Here is a 25587-nt window from a genome sequence, read left to right as displayed (position 1 = left end):
AAAAGAGGTGGTTTCTTGATTGGAAGCATAGAACGCTTGACTGAATTACTGTTATCAGGGAATCAAGATGAAGCTTGGAATATTGTGTGGAAAAAAAGACAGCAGGGTTTCGATACATTTTATATTTTTCAGCAATTCATTTCAGTGTCAATGGCTCAAATCGGTATGATGTGGGAAGAAGATGAAATTTCAGTGGCTGATGAACATTTAGCTACTACTACCTGTGACTATGTTTTGTCACGCTATCAATTGTGTATAAGAGAAGAAGTTATTAAAAATGAAAAAAAAGGTCTGTTTTTGTGTATAGAAAATGAGCAGCATTTTTTAGGGTTAAAAATGATTTCCATTCTCTTTGAAGAGCACGGATGGCAGACGAAACTTTTAGGAGCAGATTCTCCGCTTTTACATGCAACGCACGCTGTTGAACAATGGAAACCTGACTTAGTAGGAATCTCGTTCAGTTTAACTCATCATATAGAAAAAGCAAATGAATATATAGAAGGATTACAAAAGACAAAACATCAGCCGCTTATTTTGGTTGGAGGCCGAGTAGTTTCAAACTATAAGTTTCCTCTTGCTCAAACAAATCAAGTTCGGTTTATTGCACAGTTAGAGGAGTTGAAAGAGTTTTTTCATTATCAATCAATTAGGGGGATTAAGGTTGTCGACTATTAAATATGCTCCGCTTCCTGTTTTTATTATGGATGAGGAAATGAATATTCTAGCGCGATCTGATGAAGCAGCCACTTTATTCGGAGAGGTTCAACATTTTTTAGAAATTGTTGACGAAGATAGTCAGATCAAAGCTAGAAAACGATTAGGGCAGAAAAAAAAATAAAAACAGAATTAGTCATGCATTCGCGCAAAGCTAAGATGTCTCTTTATACCGTGAATTGCAAATGGGAGCAAGATAAGGCGCATGTAATATGTGTAGAGGAAGATTCTCAAATTAGAATTCTTTCAGAAAAAATCCAACAACATACAGCGCGTTTATCTGAAACAGACTTAGAACTGCTGCTGCAAAAAGAACGATTAGAAAAAGCAATGAACCGAGTTATAGAACTGTCGGGACCGTTTATTCATTTATCGAACAACATGGTGCTTATACCTCTATTTGGCGATTTATTTGAGGAAGTCATCATGAAAAATGAACATCGGCTGCTCAGACAAATAGATGAGGAAACGGTTGATCGAGTTATCATTGACTTTAATGGAATAGGTCAAATTGATGAACGAGGTGTTGCAGCCCTAGAACATTTAATATGGGAATTTCAGCTAATGGGTGTACAGATTTATTTAACAGGTGTGACACCCGATCATAGTCAGTGGCTTCACCAGTATCATTTTCAAGCAAATGTAAAATCTATTAGTAACTTAGGTCAGGCCATTCATCAATTTTTTACAACGGCATGAAATGGCTACAAAAAGTGAACACTTCATATAAAGACAATAAGACAGGGGATCAATATTGATAAACAGGTGATTAAAATTTGGTGAAACACGCGCGTAAAGTAGCTTTAAGAATTTCAATTATATATATCATTATTGGCGCTGTATGGATCTTGATATCTGATAATATATCTAGAACATTAGCGCAAGGTCGTTTTGAAGTATATATTTTTTTTCAACAATACAAAGGTTGGTTTTTTATTTTAGCTACGGGGATTATTTTGTATGGATTGGTATATAGGAGAGCTTATAAACTAGTGGAGTCCCAGCAAGAGCTCGTAGTGAAAGAACACGAACTTCAAACGAGCAACCAGCACTATCAATCTTTATTCAAACATAATCCCGATGGCGTTTTTGAAATAAGTAAAACGGGTGAAGTTCTTCTTGCTAATCCAGAAGGTGAAGCAATCGTTGGATACTCCAGTGAAGAATTGCAAAAGATGAAACCTTCAGCTCTTATCGCAGCTGAAGAGTTTGATATGTGTAAAGAGTATTTTAAAGAAGTGCTGAATGGAAAAGGTGCTAAGTTCGAAATGAATGTGATCAATAGAAAGAGAGAAAGACGGTTGCTGAGGTGTTCTTTGCTTCCCATTATCGTTCATAAGCAGGTAGTAGGTGTATTTATGATTGCACGCGATATTACTACATACCGTCAAGATGAAGAGCTTATGATAACCTCGGAAAAAATGTCGGTTATTGGACAAATGGCAGGTGCCGTCGCACATGAAATTAGAAACCCGCTTACTTCTTTAAAAGGTTTTGTACAGGTTATGCAAGCCTCTAAGGAAACAAATGACACATATTTAGATATCATGATGTCTGAAATCGACCGCATCAACTTAATCTCCAGTGAAATGCTCATTCTTGGAAAAAAGCAGCATGTATCTTTTGAAAAGACCAATTTATGCGAGATTTTAAAACAAGTTATTACCCTAATGGAAGCGCAGGCCAATTTAAATAATGTTTCTATTTTATTGAAAGAAACAACAAAAAGGCCTATTTATGTTTCGGCTGATGCAAATCAGTTGAAACAAGTGTTCATCAATGTGATCAAAAACGGTGTAGAAGCTATTATGGAGAAAGGTCATATTACAATAACAGTTGAAGAAAAAGATACACGAGTATTGATTCACTTTGAAGACAATGGAATTGGAATGAGTCAAGAGAGGATTGAACAAGTAGGAACGCCGTTTTATTCTACAAAAGAAGCTGGCACTGGCTTAGGGCTGGCCGTGTGTTACAAAATCATGGAGCGTCATCAAGGTACCATGCATTTTAAAAGCGGTAAAGGAAAAGGGACAACGGTTACTATTGATATGCCAATTATAGAACGAAACAGCCGCCTCTCGTAGTTCAGAGAGGCGGCTGTTTTCGTGAAAAAGAGAAAGTAAGCAGCTGAGCCCTTTGGTCTGGATCCATATAGGACATAAAACCTCCTTCTTATACAAGTTTTCGTCCATAATAAAGAGGATCATATTGTTTTCTATAGAAGCAATAGTGTATCATAGTTGAAGCTATGTTTATTGATGTAGAAAAGTTAAGGTAACAACCGATTTTTCTACTGACGGATTGACAGGGTCCCTTGGGATAAGAAAGGTTTATTTATAAATAGAAATTAAGGTCAGTATTAACGCAAATGGCCACTGATACATTCGTTTAATTGAAATGAAAAAAATCGTTTATAATATCGAGAAAAGCATGGAAAAGGAGATAGATATGAGTCAGTTTATAGAGACTTTACAGCCTTTTTTACAAGAGGCATGGAAAAAAGCAGGGTTCAATGAGCCTACTGCCATTCAAACGAAAGCTATTTCAGAGATTTTAGCTAATAAAGATGTAATAGGAGAATCCCCAACGGGAACAGGAAAGACGCTGGCATATTTGTTGCCTGTCTTACATCGCATTCAGCCGGGACCATCTCATATTCAAGCAGTTATTTTAGCATCTTCCCATGAATTAGTTATGCAAATTCACGGTGAAATTCAAACTTGGTCGCAGGGAAGCGGTATTTCAAGCGCTGCGTTTATTGGCGGAGCAAATATGAAACGGCAATTAGAAAAACTCAAAAAACGTCCTAATATTATTGTTGGTACCCCAGGACGTTTGAACGAGCTAATTAAAATGAAGAAATTAAAAATGCACGAAGTCAAAACAATTGTGATTGATGAAGCGGATCAATTGTTTGTACCTGAGCATGTTCAAACGGTTCAACAGATTGTAAAAATGGCGTTAAGTGATCGTCAAATCCTAGTCTTCTCAGCTACTGTATCAGAACGTACCAAATCGCTAGCGAAAGATATGATGAACCACCCTCTTGAAATAGAGGTAGGAAGAGATGAACTTCCTGCTTCGAAGGTAGAGCATGTATACATCAAAAGTGAAGCTAGAGATAAAGTGGACGTGCTTAGAAAACTAGTTCGTCAAGAACAAATGAAAGCTTTAGCCTTTTTTAAAGGAATTGATACTTTAATCGAGTTTGAAGAAAAATTAACATTTAAGCGTGTAGAAGCAGGCTCTTTACACAGTGAAACGAAAAAAGAAGATCGTGCTACGACGATTAAAGGGTTTCGAAAAGGAGATTTCCCTGTCTTATTAGCAACGGATGTCGCAGCTAGAGGATTAGACATTAAGGGATTGACGCATGTAATTCACATCGATGTTCCTCAAGATGCAGATCAATACGTACATCGCTCAGGTAGAACAGGCAGATCGGGAGCAGAAGGTACGGTCATTTCTCTTGTGACTGAACGTGAAGAACGAAATTTAAAACAAATCGCACGTGAACTTCAACTTTCATTAGTGAAAAAAGAACTTTATATGGGTGAAATCGTGGATGAAGGAACAAAAGAGCAGTCCCGTACAGCTAAAAAACCTTCAAAAAAGCCGTTTAACAAGAAAAAGAAACAAAAAGGTCGAATGTAAACTAGGTATTCTTCCTTTTTATAACAGCAGTGTCATAACCTAAAAAGCAACGTCTACTGCTTTATTACAGCAGCCTGGCGTTGTTTATTTTCTCTATTTTCCCTGTATAAATAAGTAAAAAAAGAGAAATGTAGATATTTTTTCCTAGGTATGAAAATAGTTTGAATGATGGATTTTGTTTTTTGTAACCTTATTTTAACATTACTTTAAGAGACTTCTAATAAAAGAGGAAGAAGGACGTGGGGACATTTTATGGATGCAATTGATGATCTCTTTGACGACATAGAGCGAAGAAGAAAAAGTAAAGAATATAGTCGAGATGCAGATCAATTAGAATCATATTTACATGAAGTTCAACGTATCATGGAATTTCTTGAAGAGGGTATCTATCTGTTTCAAAATTCGCACCAACAATATGCGTCAGATTGGTCAGGGCGTTCTAAGAGCTCATATGAGGATATTTATAATGATATTACGCAATCTACTTTTCATCTGTACGACGTAAGGGATGAATTGTTTCAAACTTTACGCTTAGAAATTTCACGACTAAGAGAGTTAGCATCGGCGTAATAAATAACATTATCGACTCACTCCTTTAGAAAGTGAGTCTTTCCGTATAGGCTTAAAAAATGTTTAGATGATGACTGAAGGCTTACAAGAGATAGGGGGACGGACATACATGGAGATAAAAGTAAATCCAGAGGTGCTGCAGACATTTGCAGAGCGAATTCAGCAGTCTCATTCACAGACGGCTGATGCACTTCAAAAACTAAGCTGGGAAGCTACAAATCTACATTTCTTGTCTGTTGCAGATATTGATAAAGTGCTGGACTTGCAGGAAGAGTTACAGCATATGATTCGCAAACTTGATTCGCTAACGGAAAACGCACATTTATTAGTAAAAGACACGGCAGAACAAATGAGAAAAGCAGATGGAGAGCTAGAAGGCTCTTCAGGCTGGACGGAGTTTTGGTCGAGCGTATGGAGCGATGGGAGCACCCATTCACAAGATACGTGGAATGATATAAAGAACTTAAAAGAATGGAATACGTATGACAATATGCATAGAACGATTGAAAAACCTTTAGGTACTCTTAATGTTATGTGGAATTCGCTTTCTATGTCTTGGGAAGAAAAAGTAGTGAATGGTTCTACATGCAGTCGAACGGAATTTTTTACTTATGGCGTTATTCAAATGGGGTTGGGCATTTTAAGTCAGGAAATGAATCCTTCAAACATTATGTTTAGTGACAGCACAGAGGAAGTGAAGAGAGAATGAATGAAGTATATGATGGCGCTGGAAGTGAAATGGTACAGTTCCTTACAGGGTTGTCTCGGCAATGAAATATACATTTAACTTATTAGAAAAATCATTAATTGAAGCAATGAAAGATAATAAGAAAATTGCTCAATTTTATAAAACTTTAATGAATAGCAATTTATGGCTAGTTGTGAATTCAGAGCATGGAGCATCAGATATATTGATTGCAGAGCACTACGTTCAGACAATGAAAAGCGCAGCGTACCGATATTTACCTGTTTTTTCGTCAAAATATCCGATTGAACAGATGCTGAAAGATGAAAAGACCGTATGCGTATCATTTAAGGATATGCTGCCTGTATTAAATGAAGAAATAGCGATATTACTTAACCCTGACACGCCTCTCTCAAAATTATTCATCCCCGAAGAAATAAGGATGTTAAAAGAAGATCAAAATTATTTTAAGCAGTAGCCAAAAAATAAAAAGCGCATGTGCTTTTTCCAAGCATGTCTGAATCTTAAATAAATATAAGATATATAAAGAGGCAGGGCCTTAAATAGGCTGCTGCTTTTTTATTACTAGTAAATAGTTCTATAGATAATGAACGAAAATGTAATTTAATAGTCTTATAGTTTTTATTTTCCTTTAAATAGGTACCTATAGATCATATGGAAAAGGTTTAAATGAGAACAAAATCTTGGTTGTTTAGGTTTTATTTGCATTTTTTAGGGGTATTTGTAGATACATATTCTCATTTTTGGAGGCTTTTGCAAGTAACCTTTGACCTTATCACTAGAGTTTCTTACAATAATAGTAAATATATAAACCGAAGGAGAGATATGTATGTCAGGAATTATTCGCGTAACACCAGCAGAGCTTCGCGACATGGCAGGTCGTTATACTAACGAAAGCGGTCAAGTTCAAGAATTAGTAAGTCGTCTTGATACAATGAAAAATCAACTTCAAGACATGTGGGAAGGTGCTTCAAGCGAAGCGTTTGCTGCTCAATACGAAGAACTAAAGCCTTCTTTCGTTGAAATGTCTAACCTACTTACAAAGATTGCTAAGCAATTAGATGACTCTGCAAACGTTCTTGAAGATACAGATAACCAAATCGCTAGCCAAATCCGCGGTTAACTTCATCTAATAATCTAAGTGAAGTAATAAAAGGAGCGCCCTATTCTCAAAAGATGAAGGCGCTTTTTCTATGTTTTGAGGTGATGAAACCCTATGTATATAGAAGTAACAGTAGACTTAAAGCACTATACAGGTGATCGGTTCGATTTGCGACTATCAAACTATCATTCACTCAAAAAAGTAGTCGAGATCGTTTGGCAAGCTAAAAAGATTACTCAATCACCAAAGGACGGTGCGTGGATACGTGTTTCAAATAAAAATCTTATTTTCTCGGGAAATGAGACGATGATTAACTGCGGAATTACCACAGGTGATTGTATCGAAATTCTCTAAAGGAGTCTATTAGAATGTCAGAGAAGAAACCGACTTACTTAGAAGAACAGCTCGAAGCTGTAATGACACGTCATAATAATGAATATACATTTGTTTTTCAAAAAGAAAAAATTCGACTTAATCGTTCTGTTGAAATTGAAATGTTAAAGGATGTAAACATGGCTTTTCAAAAAGAAATCATGATGAGCGATGATGAACTTAAAATAACAATTAAGCCTACCTCTGAATTTCAACCTTTTACGGCATTAAGAGGAAAAGAAGAACAGCAAAAGTGGCTGTTTGCAGATCAGCTTATCAAACAGGTAAAGCAGCATTCTTTTTCAAGGCTGCATTTGTTGATTTGTCCAGAAAATATCATTTTTGATAAAAGTTTAAGTCCGGCTTTTTTACACTATGGAGTGAAAGAAAGTTTACCTCCTTATGAGTCTAACGAGGAACAAAGCTTTCAAGAGTTAAAGGCTACGATAGCAGCGGCCGTTGACTCATCACATACATTTGAACAGTATTTTAAGTTATATGAGACCTTGCAATTAAAAGAAGACGCTAAAAAAATAATGCATATCAGCAATGAGGAAGAGTTGAGTCAATTTGTTCAGCATAAGCTAACTCAAATTGAAAAGCATCAAAAGACACTCGTTCAACTTCCTCAAAAACGCTGGACCATTTTTAAGTTTTCATCTGTGGGTATACTTGTCTTATTAATTCCAGCTCTTATTTATACTTTTTACTCTTACTTTTTTGCTCAGCCGAAACAAGAAGCATTTGTAGAAAGCAACGAATACTTTCTTGAAAAAAACTACAGCAAAGTAGTCGACACACTTGAAGATTATGACATTGAAAGCATGCCTAAAATTGTGCAATACGAAATAGCAACTTCCTATCTTGTTAATGAAAAGTTAGGGGAGGAGCAAAAAGCAAATGCTTTAAAGACCATTACGCTTCAGTCAGATCCTCAGTATTTTGCCTATTGGTTTTACATTGGCCGAGGAGACAACAAAAAAGCGCTAGAAGTCAGCAGGTTGTTAGAAGAACGTTCGTTAATTATCTATGCACTAATGAAATACGAAGGTCAGCTAAAGACAGACAACGATTTAGCGGCTGATAAAAAGCAAGAGGAGCTTGATAAAGTAGCGAACGAACTTGAAGAATTTAAGAAAGAAAATGATCAGCAAGAAGCGGAAGCAGCCAAGCAGCAAGAAGAGAAACAAGCTGAGGAAGCACAGGCGGCCAAGCAGCAGGAAGAAGAACAGAAAGCTGCAGAAGCCGAGAAAAAGAAACAAGAAGAGCAGAAAAAACAGCAGGAAGATCAATCGAAGTAGGGAGGTAGTTGTATGAATATGCTTTGGGTAGTTAGTGGGCAAACGTATCAGCAGCTGCCTGTAGATTTTAAAACCTTTCGCCAAGCAACGGTAGGAAACACTCAGCATCAAACTTTTACGTTTTCCTATCCGTTTGAGAAAGGGCAAATGACGCTGTCATCTGAAAAGAACGGCCGGCTCTTGATTTCCTACGGAGAAAAAAGGATAGCAGAGCTATCTGTTTCTCAGTCGTTTGTATGGCGAGAACAAGGACATGCTTTAACCTTTGTCCTTACAGACACGGCTGTTAAAGAAGCTGTCTATTATATTGATTACGGCTCAGAAGTCTCGTTTTCCACAAGTGATGAAGCAGCTGATGTGTATCAGCAGAAAGAAAAGTGTGTAATAGAGCCAAAAGAAGGATTTTACTTATCAAAGATAAACGGGAAGTGGAAGGTCTTTTATAACCAAGAACCGCTTTATCTTAACGGACACCGACTAGAAGAGAATACGAACCTTCAGCCTGGAGATCTTATTTTATGGTCTTCTATGACAATTCAATTGATCGAAAAAGATTTGCTGAAGATTCAAAGCTGCTATGATTATGCATCTAAGCTTCCAGCTACGGCACAGCCTATTTCTGAAATGAAAAAGAAGTACCCGGTTTATAGACGGACACCGCGCATGATATATGATTTGCCTAATGATAAGGTGAGCTTGTCCTTTCCGTCGCAAGACAATGATGAAAATAACCGAAGCTTATGGCTTACTATTTTACCGCCATTAGTCATGCTTTTAGTCATGGGTACGGTCTCGATTATTCAGCCTAGGGGAATTTTTATTATTATATCTGTCATGATGTTTACGACCACGCTGATTGTATCTACTGTTCAATATTTCAAAGATAAAAAACAGCGCAAGAAGCGGCAGGAGCGTCGTCGTCGAATTTATACAAAGTATTTAGAGAACAAGCGCGAGGAATTACAAGAACTAGTATCAGTTCAACGAGATGTATTATCTTATCATTTTCCGACGTTTGAACGAATGAAATATTTAACAGAACAGATTTCTGATCGAATTTGGGAACGAACTGTAGAAAGCAGTGATTTTTTACAGGTGCGCCTTGGAACAGGAACAGTTCCGGGAAGCTACCAAATTTCTTTGAATAGCGGAGATATGGCTAATCGAGAAATTGATGATTTGCTTGAGCAGTCTCAGCACATGGAAAAGGTCTATCGAGAAGTGAAAAATGCCCCTGTTACCGCTCATTTAGGTTTAGGCTCTATCGGTCTGGTAGGAAAGATGAAAACGGTGAAGAATGAACTGCATCAGCTTGTAGGACAGCTGGCATTTTCCCACAGTTATCATGACGTAAGATTCGTATTCATTTTTGATGAAGAAGAATATAAAGAGTGGGAATGGATGAAATGGCTTCCGCATTTTCAGCTTCCGCATTCTTTTGCGAAAGGTTTCATCTATAATGAACAAACGAGAGATCAGCTTTTATCTTCTATTTATGAAATGCTGAGAGAACGCGATTTGGATGAAGCAAAAGGAGAAGGGGTTTTCTTGCCTCACTTTGTTTTTATTATTACGAATCAGCAGTTAATTGCAGATCACGTTATCTTAGAGTATTTAGAAGGGTATCACCCTCACCTTGGGTTTTCTGCGATATTTGCGGCAGAGACAAAGGAAAGCTTAACGGAGCATGTTCATACACTCGTCCGTTATATTAACGAATCCGAGGGGGATATATTAATTCAAAAGCAAAAGGCTGTGAATATTCCATTTCAGCTTGATAAACACACGCTTGATTATAATGAAAGATTTGCAAGGATGCTGCGGACATTGGATCACCAAGTTGGCATGACCAACTCAATTCCAAATAGCGTTTCATTCTTAGAATTATTTAAAGCAAGAGAAATTGGTGAGTTGGATATCATGCAAAGGTGGCAAAGCAATGAATCAGCTAAGTCGCTAGCAGTTCCTATTGGGTTAAAAGGAAAAGAAGATATTGTTGAACTAAATCTTCATGAAAAGGCTCACGGCCCTCATGGATTACTTGCAGGTACGACGGGGTCAGGGAAAAGTGAATTCTTACAAACGTACATTCTTTCGCTAGCAGTGAATTTCCATCCCCATGAAGTCGCGTTTTTATTGATTGACTATAAGGGCGGAGGAATGGCTCAGCCGTTTAAAAACATGCCTCATCTGCTTGGAACCATTACAAATATTGAAGGAAGTAAGAATTTTAGTACAAGAGCCTTAGCTTCTATTAAAAGTGAATTAAAGCGACGCCAGCGCTTGTTTGATAGATATGAAGTCAATCACATTAATGACTATACAGATTTATATAAGCAAGGTATGGCAGAAGAACCTCTGCCTCATTTATTCTTAATCTCGGATGAGTTTGCCGAGTTAAAAAGTGAAGAACCAGAGTTCATTCGGGAATTAGTGAGCGCGGCGCGCATTGGACGTAGTCTAGGAGTTCATTTAATTTTAGCCACGCAAAAGCCAGGCGGTGTTATTGACGATCAAATATGGAGTAATGCGCGCTTTAAAGTAGCTTTAAAAGTCCAAGATGCCGCTGACAGTAAAGAAATCTTAAAAAATGCAGACGCTGCTTCTATTACGGTGACGGGTCGAGGCTATCTGCAGGTTGGAAATAATGAAGTGTATGAACTGTTTCAGTCAGCTTGGAGCGGCGCGCCGTACATGGAAGATACGTATGGGGCTGAAGATGAAGTCGCCATTGTCACAGATCTCGGGTTGATTCCTTTATCTGATGTATCTACTCAGCAGACGTCATCTAAACAAGCGGAAGCAGAAATTGATGTTGTGGTGCAAAAAATTGAAAAAACGCAGCAGGAACTAGCTATCAAAAAATTAAATAGTCCATGGCTGCCGCCTCTTAAAGAGAGATTGCTTCGCAGTGAGTACACAGAGAAGCGAGACGGCGTATTCCCAATTGGCTTGATTGATGAACCGGAAAAGCAAAGTCAAACGGTATACAACTATCAGCTGATGGACGATGGAAACATTGGTATATTTGGTTCGTCAGGATACGGTAAATCGTTTACAGTCATGATGTTGCTTCTTAGTCTAGCTGAAAGACAAAGCCCGGAGCAGCTTCATTATTACATTTTTGACTTTGGAAACGGCACGCTGCTGCCGCTTCGTCAGCTGCCTCATACGGCGGATTATTTCTTAATGGATCAAATGCGTAAAATTGAAAAATTTATGACGATTATCAAACAAGAAATCGCAAGGCGAAAGCAGTTATTTCAACAGCAGGAAGTTAGCAATATCAAAATGTATAATGCTCTAAGTTCAGAAGAGCTTCCTCTAATTTTTATCACGATTGATAATTTTGATCTTGTCAAAGAAGAAATGCAAGATCTAGAAATGCAGTTCACACAGCTCGTGCGTGACGGCCAGTCTTTAGGAATTTATATGATCTTTACCGCGACGCGCGTGAATTCTATTCGTCAGTCGCTTATGAATAACTTGAAAACGAAGGTTGTTCATTATTTAATGGATCATTCAGAAGCGTATTCTATTTTAGGACGTACGCCGTATGCGCTAGAGTCTATTCCAGGCCGGGCTATTATCAAAACGGATCAGCCTTATTTTGCGCAGCTGTTTTTACCTGCGGAAGGAAAAGATGATTTTGAAATTTTTGATACAGTTAAGCTGCACATTCAACGATTAAAGAATCAATATGCTGATGCTACTGTTCCGGAGCCTGTACCAATGCTGTCATCGAAACTTGTGCTTGCCGAGTTTATGACGGACAGAAGGGTTATTCGGGAAAAAGGAGTCATTCCTCTTGGGTTAGATGAAGAGTTTGTTCGACCGGTGCATATGAACTTTACGAAAAATAAGCATTGCATCGTCATGGGGCAGACGCAAAAAGGAAAAACAAATGTAGTGAAGGTCATACTGCAAACAGCGCTTGAACAAGGCGTGAAGCAAATCGGATTATTTGATTCGGTTGATCGCGGTTTATCAAGTTATACAGCTGAAGATGAAGTTGTTTACATGGAAACAAAAGAACAGATTATCGACTGGCTTGATTTAACTGAAGAACGGTTGCAGCGACGTGAAAATAAGTATTTGGAAGCAGTGCAGGAAGGAACGGTACACAGTCTTTCATTTGCTCCGATCATGCTTGTAGTAGACGGATTTGTACGATTCCAGCAAAACTTAGACAGCGTCCTGCAGGATCGTATTACAAAATTGATGAAAAATTATAGTCACCTGGGCTTTAACTTGATTGTTGCAGGGAACAACAATGAGTTTTCAAAAGGATTTGACGCGTTAACAACAGAAGTGAAGCAAATTAGCCAAGCTGTGCTGCTGATGAAGAAAACAGAGCAAAGCTTATTTACACTTCCTTATGACCGAAAAGAAGCCGACGTTAATCCTGGCTTCGGTTATTATATTAAAAGTGGAAAAGAAACAAGAATTCAAATCCCGCTATGTGTAAGTGAAAGGAAGATCTTAACATGACCGAACAGCGTAAGTATACACTTAAAGTCATATTAGCTGTTGTTTTAATTTTGGCTCTTCCTTCTTTCTTTTTCCAGTATATTGGAGACAATCCGCTGCAAGTCACAGAAAACTCAACAAGAACGATTGCGGTGGTTAACGAAGATAATGGAGTAAAAGAAAATAGTGAAAAAGCGATAGAGTTTGGAGAAAAAGTGACTCCTCTTTTACAGGAGGGGTCGGATTATCAATGGACCGTGCTTGGACGAAGCGCAGCTACAAGCGGTTTACAGAATGGAAAATATGATGCGGTTATCTATATTCCCTCGACTTTCTCACAAAATATTTTATCGTATCAGGAAAAAAAGCCAGAAAAAGCTACTTTGGAATACAAAGTTCAAAGTCAGCTTAACGCAGTTAATAAGGAAAAAGTAGTAGGGGAATTAGAAGATGCTACTACAAAGGTTAATAATGAAATGTCCTCTTTGTACTGGAGTTATGTATCACAGGAAGTGGATAAAGTACGCGGACAGTTCGATAAAATTCTAAATAAAGAAATCGCCTTTCAAAAAACAATGGTCGCTTTTTATAAACCGAATTCAAAAGATTTAGCAGGTGAATTAAATGATCAAAAGAAAATTCTTCAGCAAATCCAAGATAATGTAAATAAAGCAGAAAAAGGTTCGAGTGACAGACAAGGCGACGTAGAACAGGTTGAAAAGAATTTAAACAGCTTTATTGAATATGTAAATCAATATCAAACATATCAAGAAACACAGAAACAAATGCTTGAAAAAACGCAGGCTCAAAGCGTCACTGCGATTCAAGAAGGGCTTTCTTCCCTTGAATCTAATCAGCCAAGCTCTAAGCAAAATTTTAATGAGCAGGCCAATCAAGTGTTTAGTGGCTTATCTTCCATTCAACAGCAGTTGGATCAAAATCAAAAAGCCGTTGGAGAACTTGGAGACCAACAAGCGGATAACATCAGTGAACAAGAAAAAGCTCTGCAAGATTTGAACGGCCAAATAGTCAGTTCCTATAAACAGCAGTCTGAGCAAACAACCCTAAATCAAATTGAAAGTAAGCTAAAGCCGCTTCGTGCGCAGCTAGAGACAGCTTCATCAAATGATAGTGGCGGAGGCTCAACGGATCCAGGGGAAAGTGATGGAACTCAGCCAGACCCTACTCAAGGCGGAGAGACGCCAATGGACCCTGGGGAAGGTGACGGAACTCAGCCAGATCCGAATCAAGGTGGAGAGACGCCGACGGATCCTGGAGAAGATGATGGAACTCAGCCAGATGCTGGTCAAGGCGAAGGAACGTCAGAACCAATTAAAGTGGATTTATCTCAGCAAACAGCAAAGCTTGATGATATATCAAAAGGTCTTGAAGACTTAGAACAGCAGCTCCAAGGAATGGTGAACGAAACACCTGAAGCACCTGAGACATCTGAGGGAACGGAAACGCCTGAAACGCCTGAAACACCGGACACACCGGATGCATCAGGTACATCCAATGCTGTGAAAAGTGCGCTTGAAAAAGTGGCTAATCTGAAAATACAGGTACAAGCAGTCAAAGATGAGCTGCAAAATGTAACAGTTCAGCCGGAAGCTTCAGGAGAAAATACGGATGCGCTGAAGCAGAAAATTGCCAGTTTGGAAGCAGACGTTAAGTCTTTGACAGCACAGAAAAACAAAGCAGAGAAAGACTTAGAAGAAGCGACCAAGTCGTCCAGCAGTCAAATTGCTAAGCTTCAAGAAGAAAATGAACGATTAAAAAAAGAGAATGAAAAGTTGAAAGAAGACGACAAAAAGCCTTCTAAAGGTAGTGTGAATGTAGACAATCTCATTACGATGATTACAAACAAAGAAGATAAAATTTTATCTTCTCCAAACCTTTCAGCTTCTCGCAAGGAAAAGTTGAGCAATACATTCTCAGGTAAGATTCAAAGCAGCAGTGCAGAAGATCTGCTAAAGTACTACGGTGATTTATCGCAGTATGATTTGACTTTAGCTCAGGTAGGAAATACAGACATACAGAACAGCGTCCTTAACAATGACTCTATTAAGGGAAGTTTACAGCAGGCGTTAGCTGGCACCGTCTCTTCTCAAGATGCACGTAAGCAAATCCAACAAAACCTGTCTCTAACAAAAGAAGAGTTAGCACAGTTCCAAAGTTCAGTGCAAGATTTTGCTGATCAATATGGACAAACAGTTGATGCTGAACAAGCATCTATTATGGAAGAGCTATCAGCTATTCAAGAAAAAGCAAATGCAATGAATCAAGAGCTTCAATCTAGCGCAGGTGAAGACCAAGCATTAGAAAAGAAAGAAGCTCCGGACGTAACGGGCTTAATGACGCTGCAACAAAGCATGGGTCAAGAGTTGAAGGGAATGAACGAACTCATTTCATCTTTAGGTGAAAGACAAGCAAATGTTGTCACATACACAGATGAATTGCAGAAGCGTGTAAATGAAGTCCAGGATAAAGCTGACACGCTTAACAGCAAGTGGGCCCAAAACGTGGATTCAACGAAGTTGGTTCGCGGCCAGGTATACCGTTTGTTAAATAATACATTAGTAGATGGACAGAATAATGATTACGTTTATCATTATTTAGCCAATCCTCTTCAAGTAAGCGGTGAAGTGCCGGCTGAAAAAGTAAAAGAGGTTCCACCAGTTGTCATTTTGGTTATTATCTTAATCAGCAGCTTACTAATTGGCTATTTCAGTCAATACTACCGACATGCACCTATGCTTGTGAAAGGTACGCTGTTTGGGTTATTGAATTTGATTGTAGGGTTAATGGTAAGTATCTTTAGCCTTAATATTTATTCGTTATCGGGAGACCGGGCAATGGAATGGTCAATCTTTACGATTGTCTTATTACTTGCTACATCTACACTCGTACGTATTGCTTTCTTATTAGGGAGCTTCGCTGGATGGGTGACGACAGTAGGGTTGATTTTATTTTATATTACCCCACTTCTTAACTTATCTATGCCAAACTTTAATTACGAAGATCCAGTATCTAAAGTATATATGTCAATTCAATATGATACGCAGTCGCTGTTTGGACAGGCGCTTATTGTATTACTGGGAATGACTGCCGTTTTAAGTGTTCTGCCATCTATTATTCGTGCTTTAAAGACGACTAAAGAGGTTGAAAATGATGAAACCTATAGTGCTTAATAAGAAGATTGGAAGTATTGTTCTTATTTTTTCACTTCTTTGTTTCCCTATAGCAGCAGCGGCTGAAGATGATGACGGAAACGTTGAAGAGATTAAACCAAATGTATATAAGGATGATCCGATTAACTTGGACCCCGAATCTTTGCTGGAAAATAAAAAAGAAGTAGGAAATATTCCGGAGGAAATAAAGGATCTTACATTTGAAAAAGAGGAAGATGCAGAGAAAGAGAGCTTAAAAGAAAGTCTTTTTGCGAACGCATCAGCTGAAGATAATACGATTTCTGCGAAAGCAAAAGAATATAACTTGTTTTCTTCTAAAAACACTTCCTACAAGAAAGATCGAACAGAACAAACTGCCTCTGAAAAGTCATCAGACCTACAATGGTTTTATTTATTATTGATTGGTGTGGGGGTTGTTGTATTATTTGCGGTTTTAATACCGCGCATTAGCCCTCAGCCTTCTGTGAAAAAATGAAAAAACCTCGCTGTTAATCAACAGCGAGGTTTTTGCGTATAGACGTAAATTTACAGGCGGCGGAAGCCTTCTTCAAACAAATAATCTTCGGCTTCTTCGTAAGATAGAAATGCTGCCTCTAAATTCAAGCCAGAATAAACATTCCACAGATCATCTTCATGAACAAGTAAAAGCGTTGCATTGTCTGGACCGTTCCAGCGCTGTTCATTTCCATTCCCTACAATAGCTTCTTCTCTAGCTGTATCAGGAAGGGTTGACAAAGATTCAATAGAAGCTTCAATAATTGAGCGAAGCTCTTCTTCTGTATAATCACGGATATTTACAAGACCTTTGTCATTTGTTTCATATCCTTTTAAAAACCCTCCATATACAAATCCATTTCCGTTAGGATGCAGATGATGCACAACAACCGTTTTATCGTACACGCTTTCTTCATAATGAAAATTCACGCGTCCTAAAGATACATCTTTTCGATGCAGCTCTGGAAACGATGAAATAATAGCTAATTTTTCGTCAAAACTAAGCATACACAATCCTCATTTCTATTTAAATCATTTCATTTTCTGAAATGGTATAAGCTCTTTTACGATTCGGTTGATTATACCATATATAAAGAAAGACACATAATGCTTTTTCCAATGTGGACTTTTAAAAATATAACCCTTCGCATAAAGTGGCCGTCACTGTAAAGAAGAATACATCTTTTTCACTATAAAACTTAACAAAAAAGAGGCAGGGAATTCACAGTGAAAAAATAATATAAAGAGGTGGAAGAAAACTAGTTTTCAAACCTATCATATAGGAGGAATAAAAAAGTGAAATTATACGATCTGTGTAAAAAAACATGGGCACTATCCCTGCTTGTTTTTGTTCTTTTAGTGAGCTTAACTCCTGTTAGTCAAGCAGCCGCATTTTTATCTGTTGCACAAGCTCTTGAGAATCAAAACAATAGTGTACAAACGGTTAAAGGATATGTAGTAGGTCAACCTACAGGCACATCTACAGTTATTACGAGCAATTACCCAAACGATTATGCACTTGCACTTGCTGATAGTGCAAATGAAACCAATACAGACAAGATGGTATACGTTCAAATTCCTTCAAATTTGCGAAGTACATTTGGACTTCAAAGTCACTCGGAGTTAAAACGGAAAAATCTTACTGTTACGGGCACACTCACTCCTTATTTTTCACACCCAGGAATAAAATCAGTTACTTCTATCAGTACAGAAACAGGAGGAACTGATCCGGCTCCAGATCCCACAGAGCCAACTGTTCCAGTAGAAGACTATTATCGTACTGCAGCTGGAAAAACAGGAAATACCTTAAAGACAGAGCTTCATAACATTATTGATCATCATACAGAACTGTCGTATTCAGCCGTATGGGAAGCTTTAAAGAAAACGGATGAAGATCCAGCTAACGTAAATAACGTTATTTTGCTCTACACGGGGCGTTCACAGGCTAAGAGTACAAATGGAGGCGGAGTGGACGATTGGAATCGTGAGCACGTCTGGGCAAAGTCTCACGGGGATTTTGGAACAGCTATGGGACCTGGAACAGATCTTCATCACTTACGTCCAACCGACGTGTCTGTAAACAGTACGAGAGGAAACTTAGATTTTGATAACGGAGGGACGGAACATAGCGAAGCACTCGGAAATTATTTTGACAGTGATTCATGGGAACCTCGAGATCAAGTAAAAGGCGACGTGGCTCGTATGTTGTTTTATATGGCCGTGCGCTATGAAGGCGATGTAAGTGATGAGCCTGACTTAGAACTTAATAACACAGTAAATAATGGCACTGCTCCTTATCACGGGAAATTATCTGTGCTTCTTCAATGGAACGCCCAAGATCCAGTAGATGATCGAGAACGACGTAGAAATGACATTATTTATTCAGATTATCAGCATAACCGCAACCCGTTTATTGACCATCCTGAATGGGTGAATGAGATTTGGAACTAATGAAGGAGGCGTCCTGGCAGGGCGTCTTTTTTTTATAAAAGAAAAAGGAAAAAACTAAAATCCGCCGAATACCTATAGGTGATTTTGAAAAAAATGGAGGGAAGATATGAAACAGCTATGTAAAAAAGGATTGGCTTTCGTTTTGATATTCATTTTTGTTAACGCTTTCATTTTAAGTCCAATTAACGGAGTGGCTGCCGTAGATGGAAATTCAATGAATCCAGGTTACAAAACCTATTTAATGGCGCCTTTAAAAAAGGTAACAGACTATACGACATGGGAAGCCTTTGAGAACGATTTACGCAAAGCGAAACAAAATGGATTTTATGCAGTGACAGTAGACTTCTGGTGGGGAGATATGGAGAAAAACGGCGATCAGCAGTTTGATTTTTCCTATGCGCAGCGCTTTGCTCAAGCTGCTCGTAATGCAGGTATAAAGATCGTTCCTATTATTTCTACTCATCAGTGCGGAGGCAATGTAGGAGATGATTGTAACGTTCCGCTTCCATCTTGGGTATGGAACTTAAAAAGCGATGATAGCCTTTACTTTAAATCTGAAACGGGAACGATAAATAAAGAAACGCTAAGCCCGCTTGCAACAGACGTTATTTCTAAGCAATACGGTGAGCTCTACACGGCATTTGCGCAAGCGTTAGCACCTTATAAAGAAGTGATTGCTAAAATCTATTTATCAGGAGGCCCTGCAGGTGAAATTCGTTATCCGTCTTATACAGCAGCAGACGGAACCGGCTATCCGTCTAGAGGGAAATTTCAAGTGTATACGAACTTTGCCAAAAGCAAGTTTCAATCATATGCTTTGACTAAATACGGTTCACTCGCGGGCATTAATCAAGCATGGGGAACCAATTTAACGTCTGCATCGCAAATTTTACCGCCGTCAGATGGCTATCAGTTCTTAAAAGATGGTTATTCAACAGCTTATGGAAAAGATTTCTTAGCATGGTATCAAGGAGCTTTGGAAGATCACACAAAACGTATTGGACAGTTAGCTCATCAGGCTTTTGATTCCACCTTTAACGTACCAATCGGTGCAAAAGTGGCGGGAATTCATTGGCAGTATAACAATCCCACGATTCCTCATGCTGCAGAAAAACCTGCTGGATATAATGATTACAATGCGCTTTTAGATGCGTTTAAAACAGCTAAATTAGATATAACGTTTACGTGCTTAGAAATGACGGACAGCGGAAGTTATCCAGAATATTCTATGCCAAAGACACTTGTACGCCAGGTAGCAGGTATTGCGAATGCAAAAGGAGTTGTTTTAAACGGGGAAAATGCTTTAACTATAGGCAGTGAAGATCAATATAAAAAAGCAGCTGAAATGGCCTTTAACTATAATTTTGCAGGATTTACGTTGCTTCGTTTCTACGATGTTATTAACAATGATACGCTGATGGGGCAATTTAAAAATACGTTGGGCGTTACACCTGTTGCGCAAACGGTTGTAGTAAAAAATGCGCCAACCGCATTAGGAGAAACGGTTTATATTGTTGGAGACAGAGCTGAGCTAGGTCAGTGGGATACGTCCATGTATCCAATTAAATTAACATATAATTCATCTACAGCTGATTGGAGAGGCACCGTCTATTTTCCTGCGAGTCAAAATGTTCAATTTAAAGCAATTGTGAAGAGAGCTGATGGATCGTTAAAAGCATGGCAGCCTTCGCAGCAATATTGGAGCGTACCTTCAACAACAATGACGTATACAGATAATTGGTAAAACAAAGCCGCATAGCACGTGCTATGCGGCTTTATTTTGAACACAAGAATTATTTCCAGTTCTCTTGAATAAATTCATCTCGACCGGACTTAGCACGGTCTTCTTTATAATGCTTTGGATTTTTCTTGTGGAAATCTTGGTGATACTCTTCGGCTTCATAAAACGTAGAGGCAGGAAGAATGCTTGTTACGATTGGTTTTTTAAAACGTCCGCTTTCTGCGACCTCTAGCTTCGTCCCTTCAGCTGCTTGTTTTTGGCTGTCGTTATGGTAAAAAATTGCTGTTCGATACTGCGAGCCGCGATCTTGAAATTGACCTCCGTCATCTGTTGGATCAATTTGCGGCCAATAAAGATCTAATAAACGTTTATACGGAAACACTTCGGGGTCAAATGTGATTTGAACCACTTCGTAGTAACCGCTTGTTCCAGATTTTACTTGCTCATAAGTAGGGTTATCCACAGTTCCCCCCATATATCCTGATACAATGCCGTGAATACCTTCTAGCTCTTCAAAAGGTGTAACCATACACCAGAAACATCCACCTGCAAATGTAGCTTTTTCCATACGTAATCCCTCACTTAATCCGTTGTTATGAAGGGTATTATAACAAATTTATATTGAAACAGCTAGAAAAGGGTTTGTAGTCTGTGTAAAAGCTGTGGATAAAGATAAATATCCACAGCTTTTACACAATAAACTCGACTGTTTTGAAGATTGAAAAATGAAGGAGAGAATAAAGAAAAAATGATAGAATAGATAAGATGTATATATCGATTTAGAAGAAATTGCACAGCAGAAGTACAATCTACGGACTGGACTTTGGTGTACTGATGGCATCTAGATAAATAAAGTTAGTACGTTAGTAACAAGAGGTACGAAACAGCATATTCGCGCTGTTAAATAAATATACAAAGATAATAGGAGAGTTGAATATGTTACAAGATAATCTCATCCTAGAGCACTATGGATTAAACGAATTAAATTTTGATACGATCAAAAGCTACCGGGATCGGTTTGCTGAAGTAAAACCAGCTCATCCTTGGAATGCACTTGAAACAAAGGAGTTTTTATACAAAGTAGGAGCTTGGGGAAAGGTTAGAGATACCCATAAAGAGGGAGTCACACTCGCAGGCCTGCTTTTATTCAGTGAAGAACGGATTATCACAGAAGTTTTACCACAATACTTTTTAGAATACCGGGAAAGTAAAGGGAACGAAGAATGGACAGAGCGCTTTACCTCTCAAGACGGGACGTGGTCAGGAAATATTTTTGATTTTTATTTTCATATTCATGAAATTGTTCGTAATAGCGAACCTCAGCCGTCAATCGCTTCCTCTTTAACAGAAGTTTTGATTAATATGCTTATTCATGCAGATTATAATGGCGAGGGCGGCGTTATTTTAGAAAAGCAACCTTCTCATTACGTTTTTTCTAATCCAGGTCTTTTGTTAGTACCTACAGACTCAGTTTTTAGCAATACCGTTAGTCAACTTCGAAACCCAAATATCGTTAAGCTATTTAGTTTACTAGGGCTATGTGAACGTTCGGGCTCTGGTTTGAAAAAAGTAAAGCAAAATTGGAGCCTGCATCATTATAAAACGCCGGCTATTGATCAAGATGTTTCTATGCATCGTACAGTGGTCATGTTATCTCTGTCCACTCAAGAAAGACAGGTAAGTTCTTCTGAAAAAGACACTTATAATACGTCTATAGATGATTCGGGAAATAATTTTAAAGATGTCGAAAAATATCAAAATAAACCTGAAAACGATGTCGAAATATACTCCTATAATAAAAACGATTACTCCTATAATAAAGAATTAATAGAGGAGTTAAAGTCATACAATAACGATGTTAACTCCTTAAATAGGGAAGATAACTACTGTAATAACGAGAGTAACTTATACAATAACGATGTTAACTCCTGTAATAATAATCATAACTCCTATAATAATGAACAAGGAGAGAATTCTTCTAATTTGGTAAATGTAGAGAATATTGATACGAAGCTATGGGATATTGCAGCGCTGGCTCGTGAAAAAAAACGGCTTTCGCCGAATCAGATGGAACATATTATTCTTGAGTTATGTAAAGAAAAACCGCTCATGCTTAAAGAGTTTGCTTATTTACTAGAAAGAACGCCGGATGGAGTACGTAATAATTATTTAACAAAGCTATTACGAAAAGGACAATTACAGTTGAAATATCCAAATCAGCCAAACCATCCAAAACAGGCATATTTATTTAATAAGAAAGATATAGAGAAATAAATCAAGCAACCGATAGAACGTATAGAGATTAAGCTGCAAAAAATTGATAAGGAGGAGTTTGCTAAAAGCTACAGATTTAAGGGGGAAATTCACCATAAAGTTGTGCCAAGCTGTCAGACTCTCTTTATATGAGTTCTGGCTCGTATAAAGGAGGAAAAAGAGTGTGAAAAGCAAGTGCGTTCTTATTTTTCTGGTGGTTGTATGGCTGTGTAATATGGGGAAAGGAATAGGATGTGGATCAAAGGTGAATGCAGAGATGAATATACCGCTGTCGACGTGGGTGTGGGATACAAAGAAATGGATGCTGAACCAAGAAGCTATCCTCGAAAAGCTTCAAGAAAAAAAGGTGACAAACGTTTATTTGCAAATTGATACTCATCTTTTACCTTACCTATATAGGCACTTTATTCAACAAGCACAAGCCAAGGGCATAAATGTTTACGCACTTAACGGCGCTCCTTATTGGATAGGGTCTTCTGGTATAGAAGAGCAGGAAGCATTTTTTAATTGGATAACAGCTTACCAAGCAGAAGCAGACGAGCAACAGCAATTTTCAGGGGTTCATTTGGATGTAGAGCCTTATTTGTATAAAAGTTGGGAAAATAATCGCGCGAAAAGTATTCTGCAGTATCAATATGTTATTTCTCAAGCCGCTGTACAGTCTCATGAGTTACACTTGCCGCTTGCTGTAGATATACCGTTTTGGTTTGACGAAGTTCCATTCAAAAATAGCAACGGTTCCGGTTCGCTTGGGCGGTGGGTTATTCAGTACGCTGATGAAGTCACAATTATGGCGTACCGAAACCACGCGGATAAAGAAAACGGCATTGCTGAAATAACAGAAAATGAACGCAAGTGGGGACGTGTACTATCCACGCCGATTGAAATAGGGATAGAAACGATGGCTTCAGATGAAGGAGAGTACATTTCTTTTTCTGCTAAAGGAGAAGAAAAGATGATGCAAGAGCTGGGTATGTTGCTTACGGAGTGTCAAGCTGAAAATCCTCCAAGCAGTATAGCTGTTCATCATTTTGATAGCTGGCTACAGATGAAGCCATGACAATGAAAAGACCGCTGCATCGCTGCAGCGGCCTTTTTGGGTTTAGGGAGTATAGATACAATATAGCCATTTTATTAAAGGACTATACATAAAAAAAGTAACCATTTAAAAAATGGCTACTCACACAAAGGGGGGGAACTTAATCTTATCATTCCCACTTTTTCTAAAAGATATGCCTTTTTTAACCCGTTTTTTTAAAATAATTTAGTCGTCCAAGATTCGCAGTTCCACACGTCTGTGACCACATCTTGATAAAATTCAGGTTCGTGGCAAATAATTAAGATACTTCCTTTGTATTCTTTTAAAGCTCGTTTTAATTCATCTTTCGCATCTACATCTAAGTGGTTTGTAGGCTCATCCAGTACAAGAATGTTGGTTTCGTTGTTAATCAGCTTACATAGACGAACTTTTGCTTTTTCTCCACCGCTTAGAACTTCTACTTTACTTTCAATATGTTTTGTTGTTAAGCCGCATTTAGCTAAAGCTGCACGAATCTCGTATTGGGTAAAGTGAGGAAACTCATTCCATACTTCTTCAATACACGTATTGTAATTAGCGGTTTTGATTTCTTGTTCAAAATAGCCAATATGCTGGTAATCCCCTTTTTCTACAGAGCCTGAAATCGGTTTGATTTCTCCTAAAATACTTTTTAAAAGAGTTGTTTTCCCGATTCCATTTGCTCCTACAAGGGCAATCTTTTGACCTCGCTCCATTTTTAAATTCAGTGGCTTAGAAAGCGGCTCTTCGTATCCAATGACTAAATCAGATGTTTCAAAAATTAATTTGCTTGAAGTACGAGCACCCTTAAAGTTAAACTCTGGTTTTGGACGCTCCTGAGCTAGTTCAATTACTTCCATTTTATCGAGCTTTTTTTGACGGGACATGGCCATATTTCGTGTCGACACACGGGCTTTATTTCTTGCTACGAAATCTTTTAAATCTGCCATTTCTTGCTGTTGTTTTTTATAAGCTGCTTCAAGCTGCTGTTTTTTCATCTCGTACACTTTCATAAAATCGTCGTAGTCTCCTACATAGCGATTTAACTCTTGGTTTTCCATATGATAAATTAAATTGATCACGCTATTTAAAAATGGAAGATCGTGAGAAATTAAAATAAAGGCATTTTCATATTCTTGCAAATAGCGTCGCAGCCACTCAATATGCTGTTCATCCAAGTAGTTTGTAGGCTCATCAAGTAAAAGAATTTCTGGTTTTTCAAGCAGCAGTTTGGCTAATAATACTTTCGTACGCTGTCCGCCGCTTAAATCCTGTACATCGCGATCTAAGCCGATATCTTCTAATCCTAATCCGCGTGCAATTTCTTCGACTTTTGCATCGATAACGTAAAAGTCATTGTTTGTTAAGAGGTCTTGAAGCGTACCGACTTCTTCTAATAGTTTTTCGAGTTCTTCTGGTGATACCTCCGCCATTTTCTCATAGAGGCCATTCATTTGAGCTTCTAAATCAAATAAGTATTGAAAAGCACTTTTTAGTACATCACGAATAGAAAGGCCGCGCTCTAATGCTGTGTGCTGATCTAAATAGCCAACGCGCACTTTTTTAGACCATTCTACTTTTCCAGCATCCGGTTCTAGCTTGCCTGTAATGATGTTCATAAATGTTGATTTACCTTCGCCGTTTGCTCCAATTAAGCCGACGTGTTCACCTTTTAACAATCGAAATGATACATCGTTAAAAATCGCACGGTCACCAAAACCATGACTTAGATTTTTTACGTTTAATACACTCATGCTGACACACCTTTTCTTTTAAAATATCTATCGTACGTTTCGTTATAAACAAATTGATTCATAACGATTATAGCGAACTTATATACATAAATCCATATGAGTTTTCCAGCCTTGAAAGTCATATAAAATTCACTCGCGTCTTCCTTTCACTTCATTCATACTATATATATCAATGTAGAAAATCCTTCATGAAGAAGGGACGGTTATATCGAATCATTCAAATAGAGTATATA

The 25587-nt window shown here is 38.1% G+C and carries 21 protein-coding genes; 18 read left to right on the top strand and 3 right to left on the bottom strand.

All coding sequences use genetic code 11. The features are described from left to right. Positions 1-15 precede the first annotated feature (15 nt). The 14 genes from AC3WJG_RS22950 (at position 16) to essA (ending at position 16558) form a co-directional block, all read left to right on the top strand. Entirely contained in the window at positions 16-675 is a 660-nt protein-coding gene (locus tag AC3WJG_RS22950; RefSeq protein WP_028410160.1) for a cobalamin B12-binding domain-containing protein, read from the top strand. After that, complete coding sequence (locus tag AC3WJG_RS22945; protein WP_279620958.1) at positions 662-838, top strand: hypothetical protein; 177 nt, start codon at positions 662-664, stop codon at positions 836-838. The genes AC3WJG_RS22950 and AC3WJG_RS22945 overlap by 14 nt, the downstream gene beginning before the upstream one ends. Positions 839-852: 14 nt before the next feature. Next, positions 853-1413, top strand: a complete 561-nt coding sequence (locus tag AC3WJG_RS22940; RefSeq protein WP_492588615.1) for an STAS domain-containing protein — start codon at positions 853-855, stop codon at positions 1411-1413. Positions 1414-1706: 293 nt separating this feature from the next. Next, positions 1707-2801: an ATP-binding protein gene (locus AC3WJG_RS22935; protein WP_253352081.1), complete on the top strand. Its 1095-nt coding sequence runs from the start codon at positions 1707-1709 to the stop codon at positions 2799-2801. A gap of 364 nt (positions 2802-3165) precedes the next feature. Next, positions 3166-4371, top strand: a complete 1206-nt coding sequence (locus tag AC3WJG_RS22930) for a DEAD/DEAH box helicase (protein WP_013081498.1) — start codon at positions 3166-3168, stop codon at positions 4369-4371. A gap of 252 nt (positions 4372-4623) precedes the next feature. After that, complete coding sequence (locus AC3WJG_RS22925; protein WP_013055102.1) at positions 4624-4941, top strand: hypothetical protein; 318 nt, start codon at positions 4624-4626, stop codon at positions 4939-4941. A gap of 109 nt (positions 4942-5050) precedes the next feature. Beyond that, positions 5051-5650 carry a WXG100 family type VII secretion target gene (locus AC3WJG_RS22920; RefSeq protein WP_013055103.1) on the top strand — a complete coding sequence of 200 codons (600 nt, stop codon included), beginning with the start codon at positions 5051-5053 and terminating at the stop codon, positions 5648-5650. Positions 5651-5711: 61 nt separating this feature from the next. Continuing rightward, positions 5712-6104 (top strand): SseB family protein, encoded by a 393-nt coding sequence (locus AC3WJG_RS22915; RefSeq protein ID WP_028410157.1) that lies wholly within the window; start codon positions 5712-5714, stop codon positions 6102-6104. A 372-nt stretch (positions 6105-6476) separates the two neighbouring features. Further along, entirely contained in the window at positions 6477-6770 is a 294-nt protein-coding gene (locus tag AC3WJG_RS22910; RefSeq protein ID WP_013055105.1) for a WXG100 family type VII secretion target, read from the top strand. A 93-nt stretch (positions 6771-6863) separates the two neighbouring features. Further along, on the top strand, positions 6864-7103 hold the full coding sequence (gene yukD / locus AC3WJG_RS22905) for an ESX secretion system protein YukD (RefSeq protein WP_013055106.1): 240 nt from the start codon (positions 6864-6866) through the stop codon (positions 7101-7103). A 14-nt stretch (positions 7104-7117) separates the two neighbouring features. Then, positions 7118-8422 (top strand): type VII secretion protein EssB, encoded by a 1305-nt coding sequence (gene essB, locus AC3WJG_RS22900; RefSeq protein ID WP_028410156.1) that lies wholly within the window; start codon positions 7118-7120, stop codon positions 8420-8422. Between the two features lie 12 nt (positions 8423-8434). Beyond that, on the top strand, positions 8435-12913 hold the full coding sequence (essC, locus tag AC3WJG_RS22895) for a type VII secretion protein EssC (protein ID WP_337134560.1): 4479 nt from the start codon (positions 8435-8437) through the stop codon (positions 12911-12913). Next, the gene (gene esaA, locus AC3WJG_RS22890; RefSeq protein ID WP_337134561.1) at positions 12910-16083 is read left to right on the top strand and encodes a type VII secretion protein EsaA; all 3174 of its coding nucleotides are present in this window, start codon (positions 12910-12912) and stop codon (positions 16081-16083) included. The genes essC and esaA overlap by 4 nt, the downstream gene beginning before the upstream one ends. After that, positions 16061-16558 (top strand): type VII secretion protein EssA, encoded by a 498-nt coding sequence (gene essA, locus AC3WJG_RS22885; protein ID WP_060746112.1) that lies wholly within the window; start codon positions 16061-16063, stop codon positions 16556-16558. Before esaA ends, essA begins: the two co-directional genes overlap by 23 nt. Before the next feature lie 50 nt (positions 16559-16608). Here essA and AC3WJG_RS22880 read toward each other — a convergent pair whose 3' ends face one another. Then, entirely contained in the window at positions 16609-17085 is a 477-nt protein-coding gene (locus AC3WJG_RS22880; RefSeq protein WP_013081504.1) for a hypothetical protein, read from the bottom strand. A gap of 288 nt (positions 17086-17373) precedes the next feature. On the opposite strand from AC3WJG_RS22880, the gene AC3WJG_RS22875 reads away from it, so the two are divergent. Together AC3WJG_RS22875 and AC3WJG_RS22870 are read left to right on the top strand one after the other, a co-directional pair. After that, on the top strand, positions 17374-18528 hold the full coding sequence (locus AC3WJG_RS22875) for an endonuclease (protein WP_337134562.1): 1155 nt from the start codon (positions 17374-17376) through the stop codon (positions 18526-18528). A gap of 106 nt (positions 18529-18634) precedes the next feature. After that, positions 18635-20272 (top strand): family 14 glycosylhydrolase, encoded by a 1638-nt coding sequence (locus AC3WJG_RS22870; RefSeq protein WP_337134563.1) that lies wholly within the window; start codon positions 18635-18637, stop codon positions 20270-20272. Between the two features lie 49 nt (positions 20273-20321). Here AC3WJG_RS22870 and msrA read toward each other — a convergent pair whose 3' ends face one another. Continuing rightward, the gene (gene msrA, locus AC3WJG_RS22865; RefSeq protein WP_221841217.1) at positions 20322-20837 is read right to left on the bottom strand and encodes a peptide-methionine (S)-S-oxide reductase MsrA; all 516 of its coding nucleotides are present in this window, start codon (positions 20835-20837) and stop codon (positions 20322-20324) included. Positions 20838-21205: 368 nt separating this feature from the next. On the opposite strand from msrA, the gene AC3WJG_RS22860 reads away from it, so the two are divergent. Next, complete coding sequence (locus AC3WJG_RS22860) at positions 21206-22543, top strand: DUF8451 domain-containing protein (protein WP_328240768.1); 1338 nt, start codon at positions 21206-21208, stop codon at positions 22541-22543. 163 nt (positions 22544-22706) lie between these two features. Beyond that, positions 22707-23603 carry a hypothetical protein gene (locus AC3WJG_RS22855; RefSeq protein ID WP_028410148.1) on the top strand — a complete coding sequence of 299 codons (897 nt, stop codon included), beginning with the start codon at positions 22707-22709 and terminating at the stop codon, positions 23601-23603. Between the two features lie 194 nt (positions 23604-23797). Here AC3WJG_RS22855 and AC3WJG_RS22850 read toward each other — a convergent pair whose 3' ends face one another. Then, positions 23798-25354 carry an ABC-F family ATP-binding cassette domain-containing protein gene (locus tag AC3WJG_RS22850; RefSeq protein WP_013055117.1) on the bottom strand — a complete coding sequence of 519 codons (1557 nt, stop codon included), beginning with the start codon at positions 25352-25354 and terminating at the stop codon, positions 23798-23800. Between the last annotated feature and the right edge of the window lie 233 nt (positions 25355-25587).

This window comes from Priestia sp. FW507-14D1A, assembly GCF_058781295.1.
This window is presented reverse-complemented; position numbering and strand designations above follow the sequence as displayed.

Excerpts from the sequence above, each read along its gene's own strand:
- AC3WJG_RS22940 (WP_492588615.1), top strand. The coding sequence starts at position 853 with ATGCATTCGCGCAAAGCTAAGATGTCTCTTTATACCGTGAATTGCAAA.
- AC3WJG_RS22930 (WP_013081498.1), top strand. The coding sequence starts at position 3,166 with ATGAGTCAGTTTATAGAGACTTTACAGCCTTTTTTACAAGAGGCATGG.
- AC3WJG_RS22925 (WP_013055102.1), top strand. The coding sequence starts at position 4,624 with ATGGATGCAATTGATGATCTCTTTGACGACATAGAGCGAAGAAGAAAA.
- AC3WJG_RS22920 (WP_013055103.1), top strand. The coding sequence starts at position 5,051 with ATGGAGATAAAAGTAAATCCAGAGGTGCTGCAGACATTTGCAGAGCGA.
- AC3WJG_RS22915 (WP_028410157.1), top strand. The coding sequence starts at position 5,712 with ATGAAATATACATTTAACTTATTAGAAAAATCATTAATTGAAGCAATG.
- AC3WJG_RS22910 (WP_013055105.1), top strand. The coding sequence starts at position 6,477 with ATGTCAGGAATTATTCGCGTAACACCAGCAGAGCTTCGCGACATGGCA.
- yukD (WP_013055106.1), top strand. The coding sequence starts at position 6,864 with ATGTATATAGAAGTAACAGTAGACTTAAAGCACTATACAGGTGATCGG.
- essB (WP_028410156.1), top strand. The coding sequence starts at position 7,118 with ATGTCAGAGAAGAAACCGACTTACTTAGAAGAACAGCTCGAAGCTGTA.
- essC (WP_337134560.1), top strand. The coding sequence starts at position 8,435 with ATGAATATGCTTTGGGTAGTTAGTGGGCAAACGTATCAGCAGCTGCCT.
- esaA (WP_337134561.1), top strand. The coding sequence starts at position 12,910 with ATGACCGAACAGCGTAAGTATACACTTAAAGTCATATTAGCTGTTGTT.
- essA (WP_060746112.1), top strand. The coding sequence starts at position 16,061 with ATGATGAAACCTATAGTGCTTAATAAGAAGATTGGAAGTATTGTTCTT.
- AC3WJG_RS22880 (WP_013081504.1), bottom strand. The coding sequence starts at position 17,085 with ATGCTTAGTTTTGACGAAAAATTAGCTATTATTTCATCGTTTCCAGAG.
- AC3WJG_RS22870 (WP_337134563.1), top strand. The coding sequence starts at position 18,635 with ATGAAACAGCTATGTAAAAAAGGATTGGCTTTCGTTTTGATATTCATT.
- msrA (WP_221841217.1), bottom strand. The coding sequence starts at position 20,837 with ATGGAAAAAGCTACATTTGCAGGTGGATGTTTCTGGTGTATGGTTACA.
- AC3WJG_RS22860 (WP_328240768.1), top strand. The coding sequence starts at position 21,206 with ATGTTACAAGATAATCTCATCCTAGAGCACTATGGATTAAACGAATTA.
- AC3WJG_RS22850 (WP_013055117.1), bottom strand. The coding sequence starts at position 25,354 with ATGAGTGTATTAAACGTAAAAAATCTAAGTCATGGTTTTGGTGACCGT.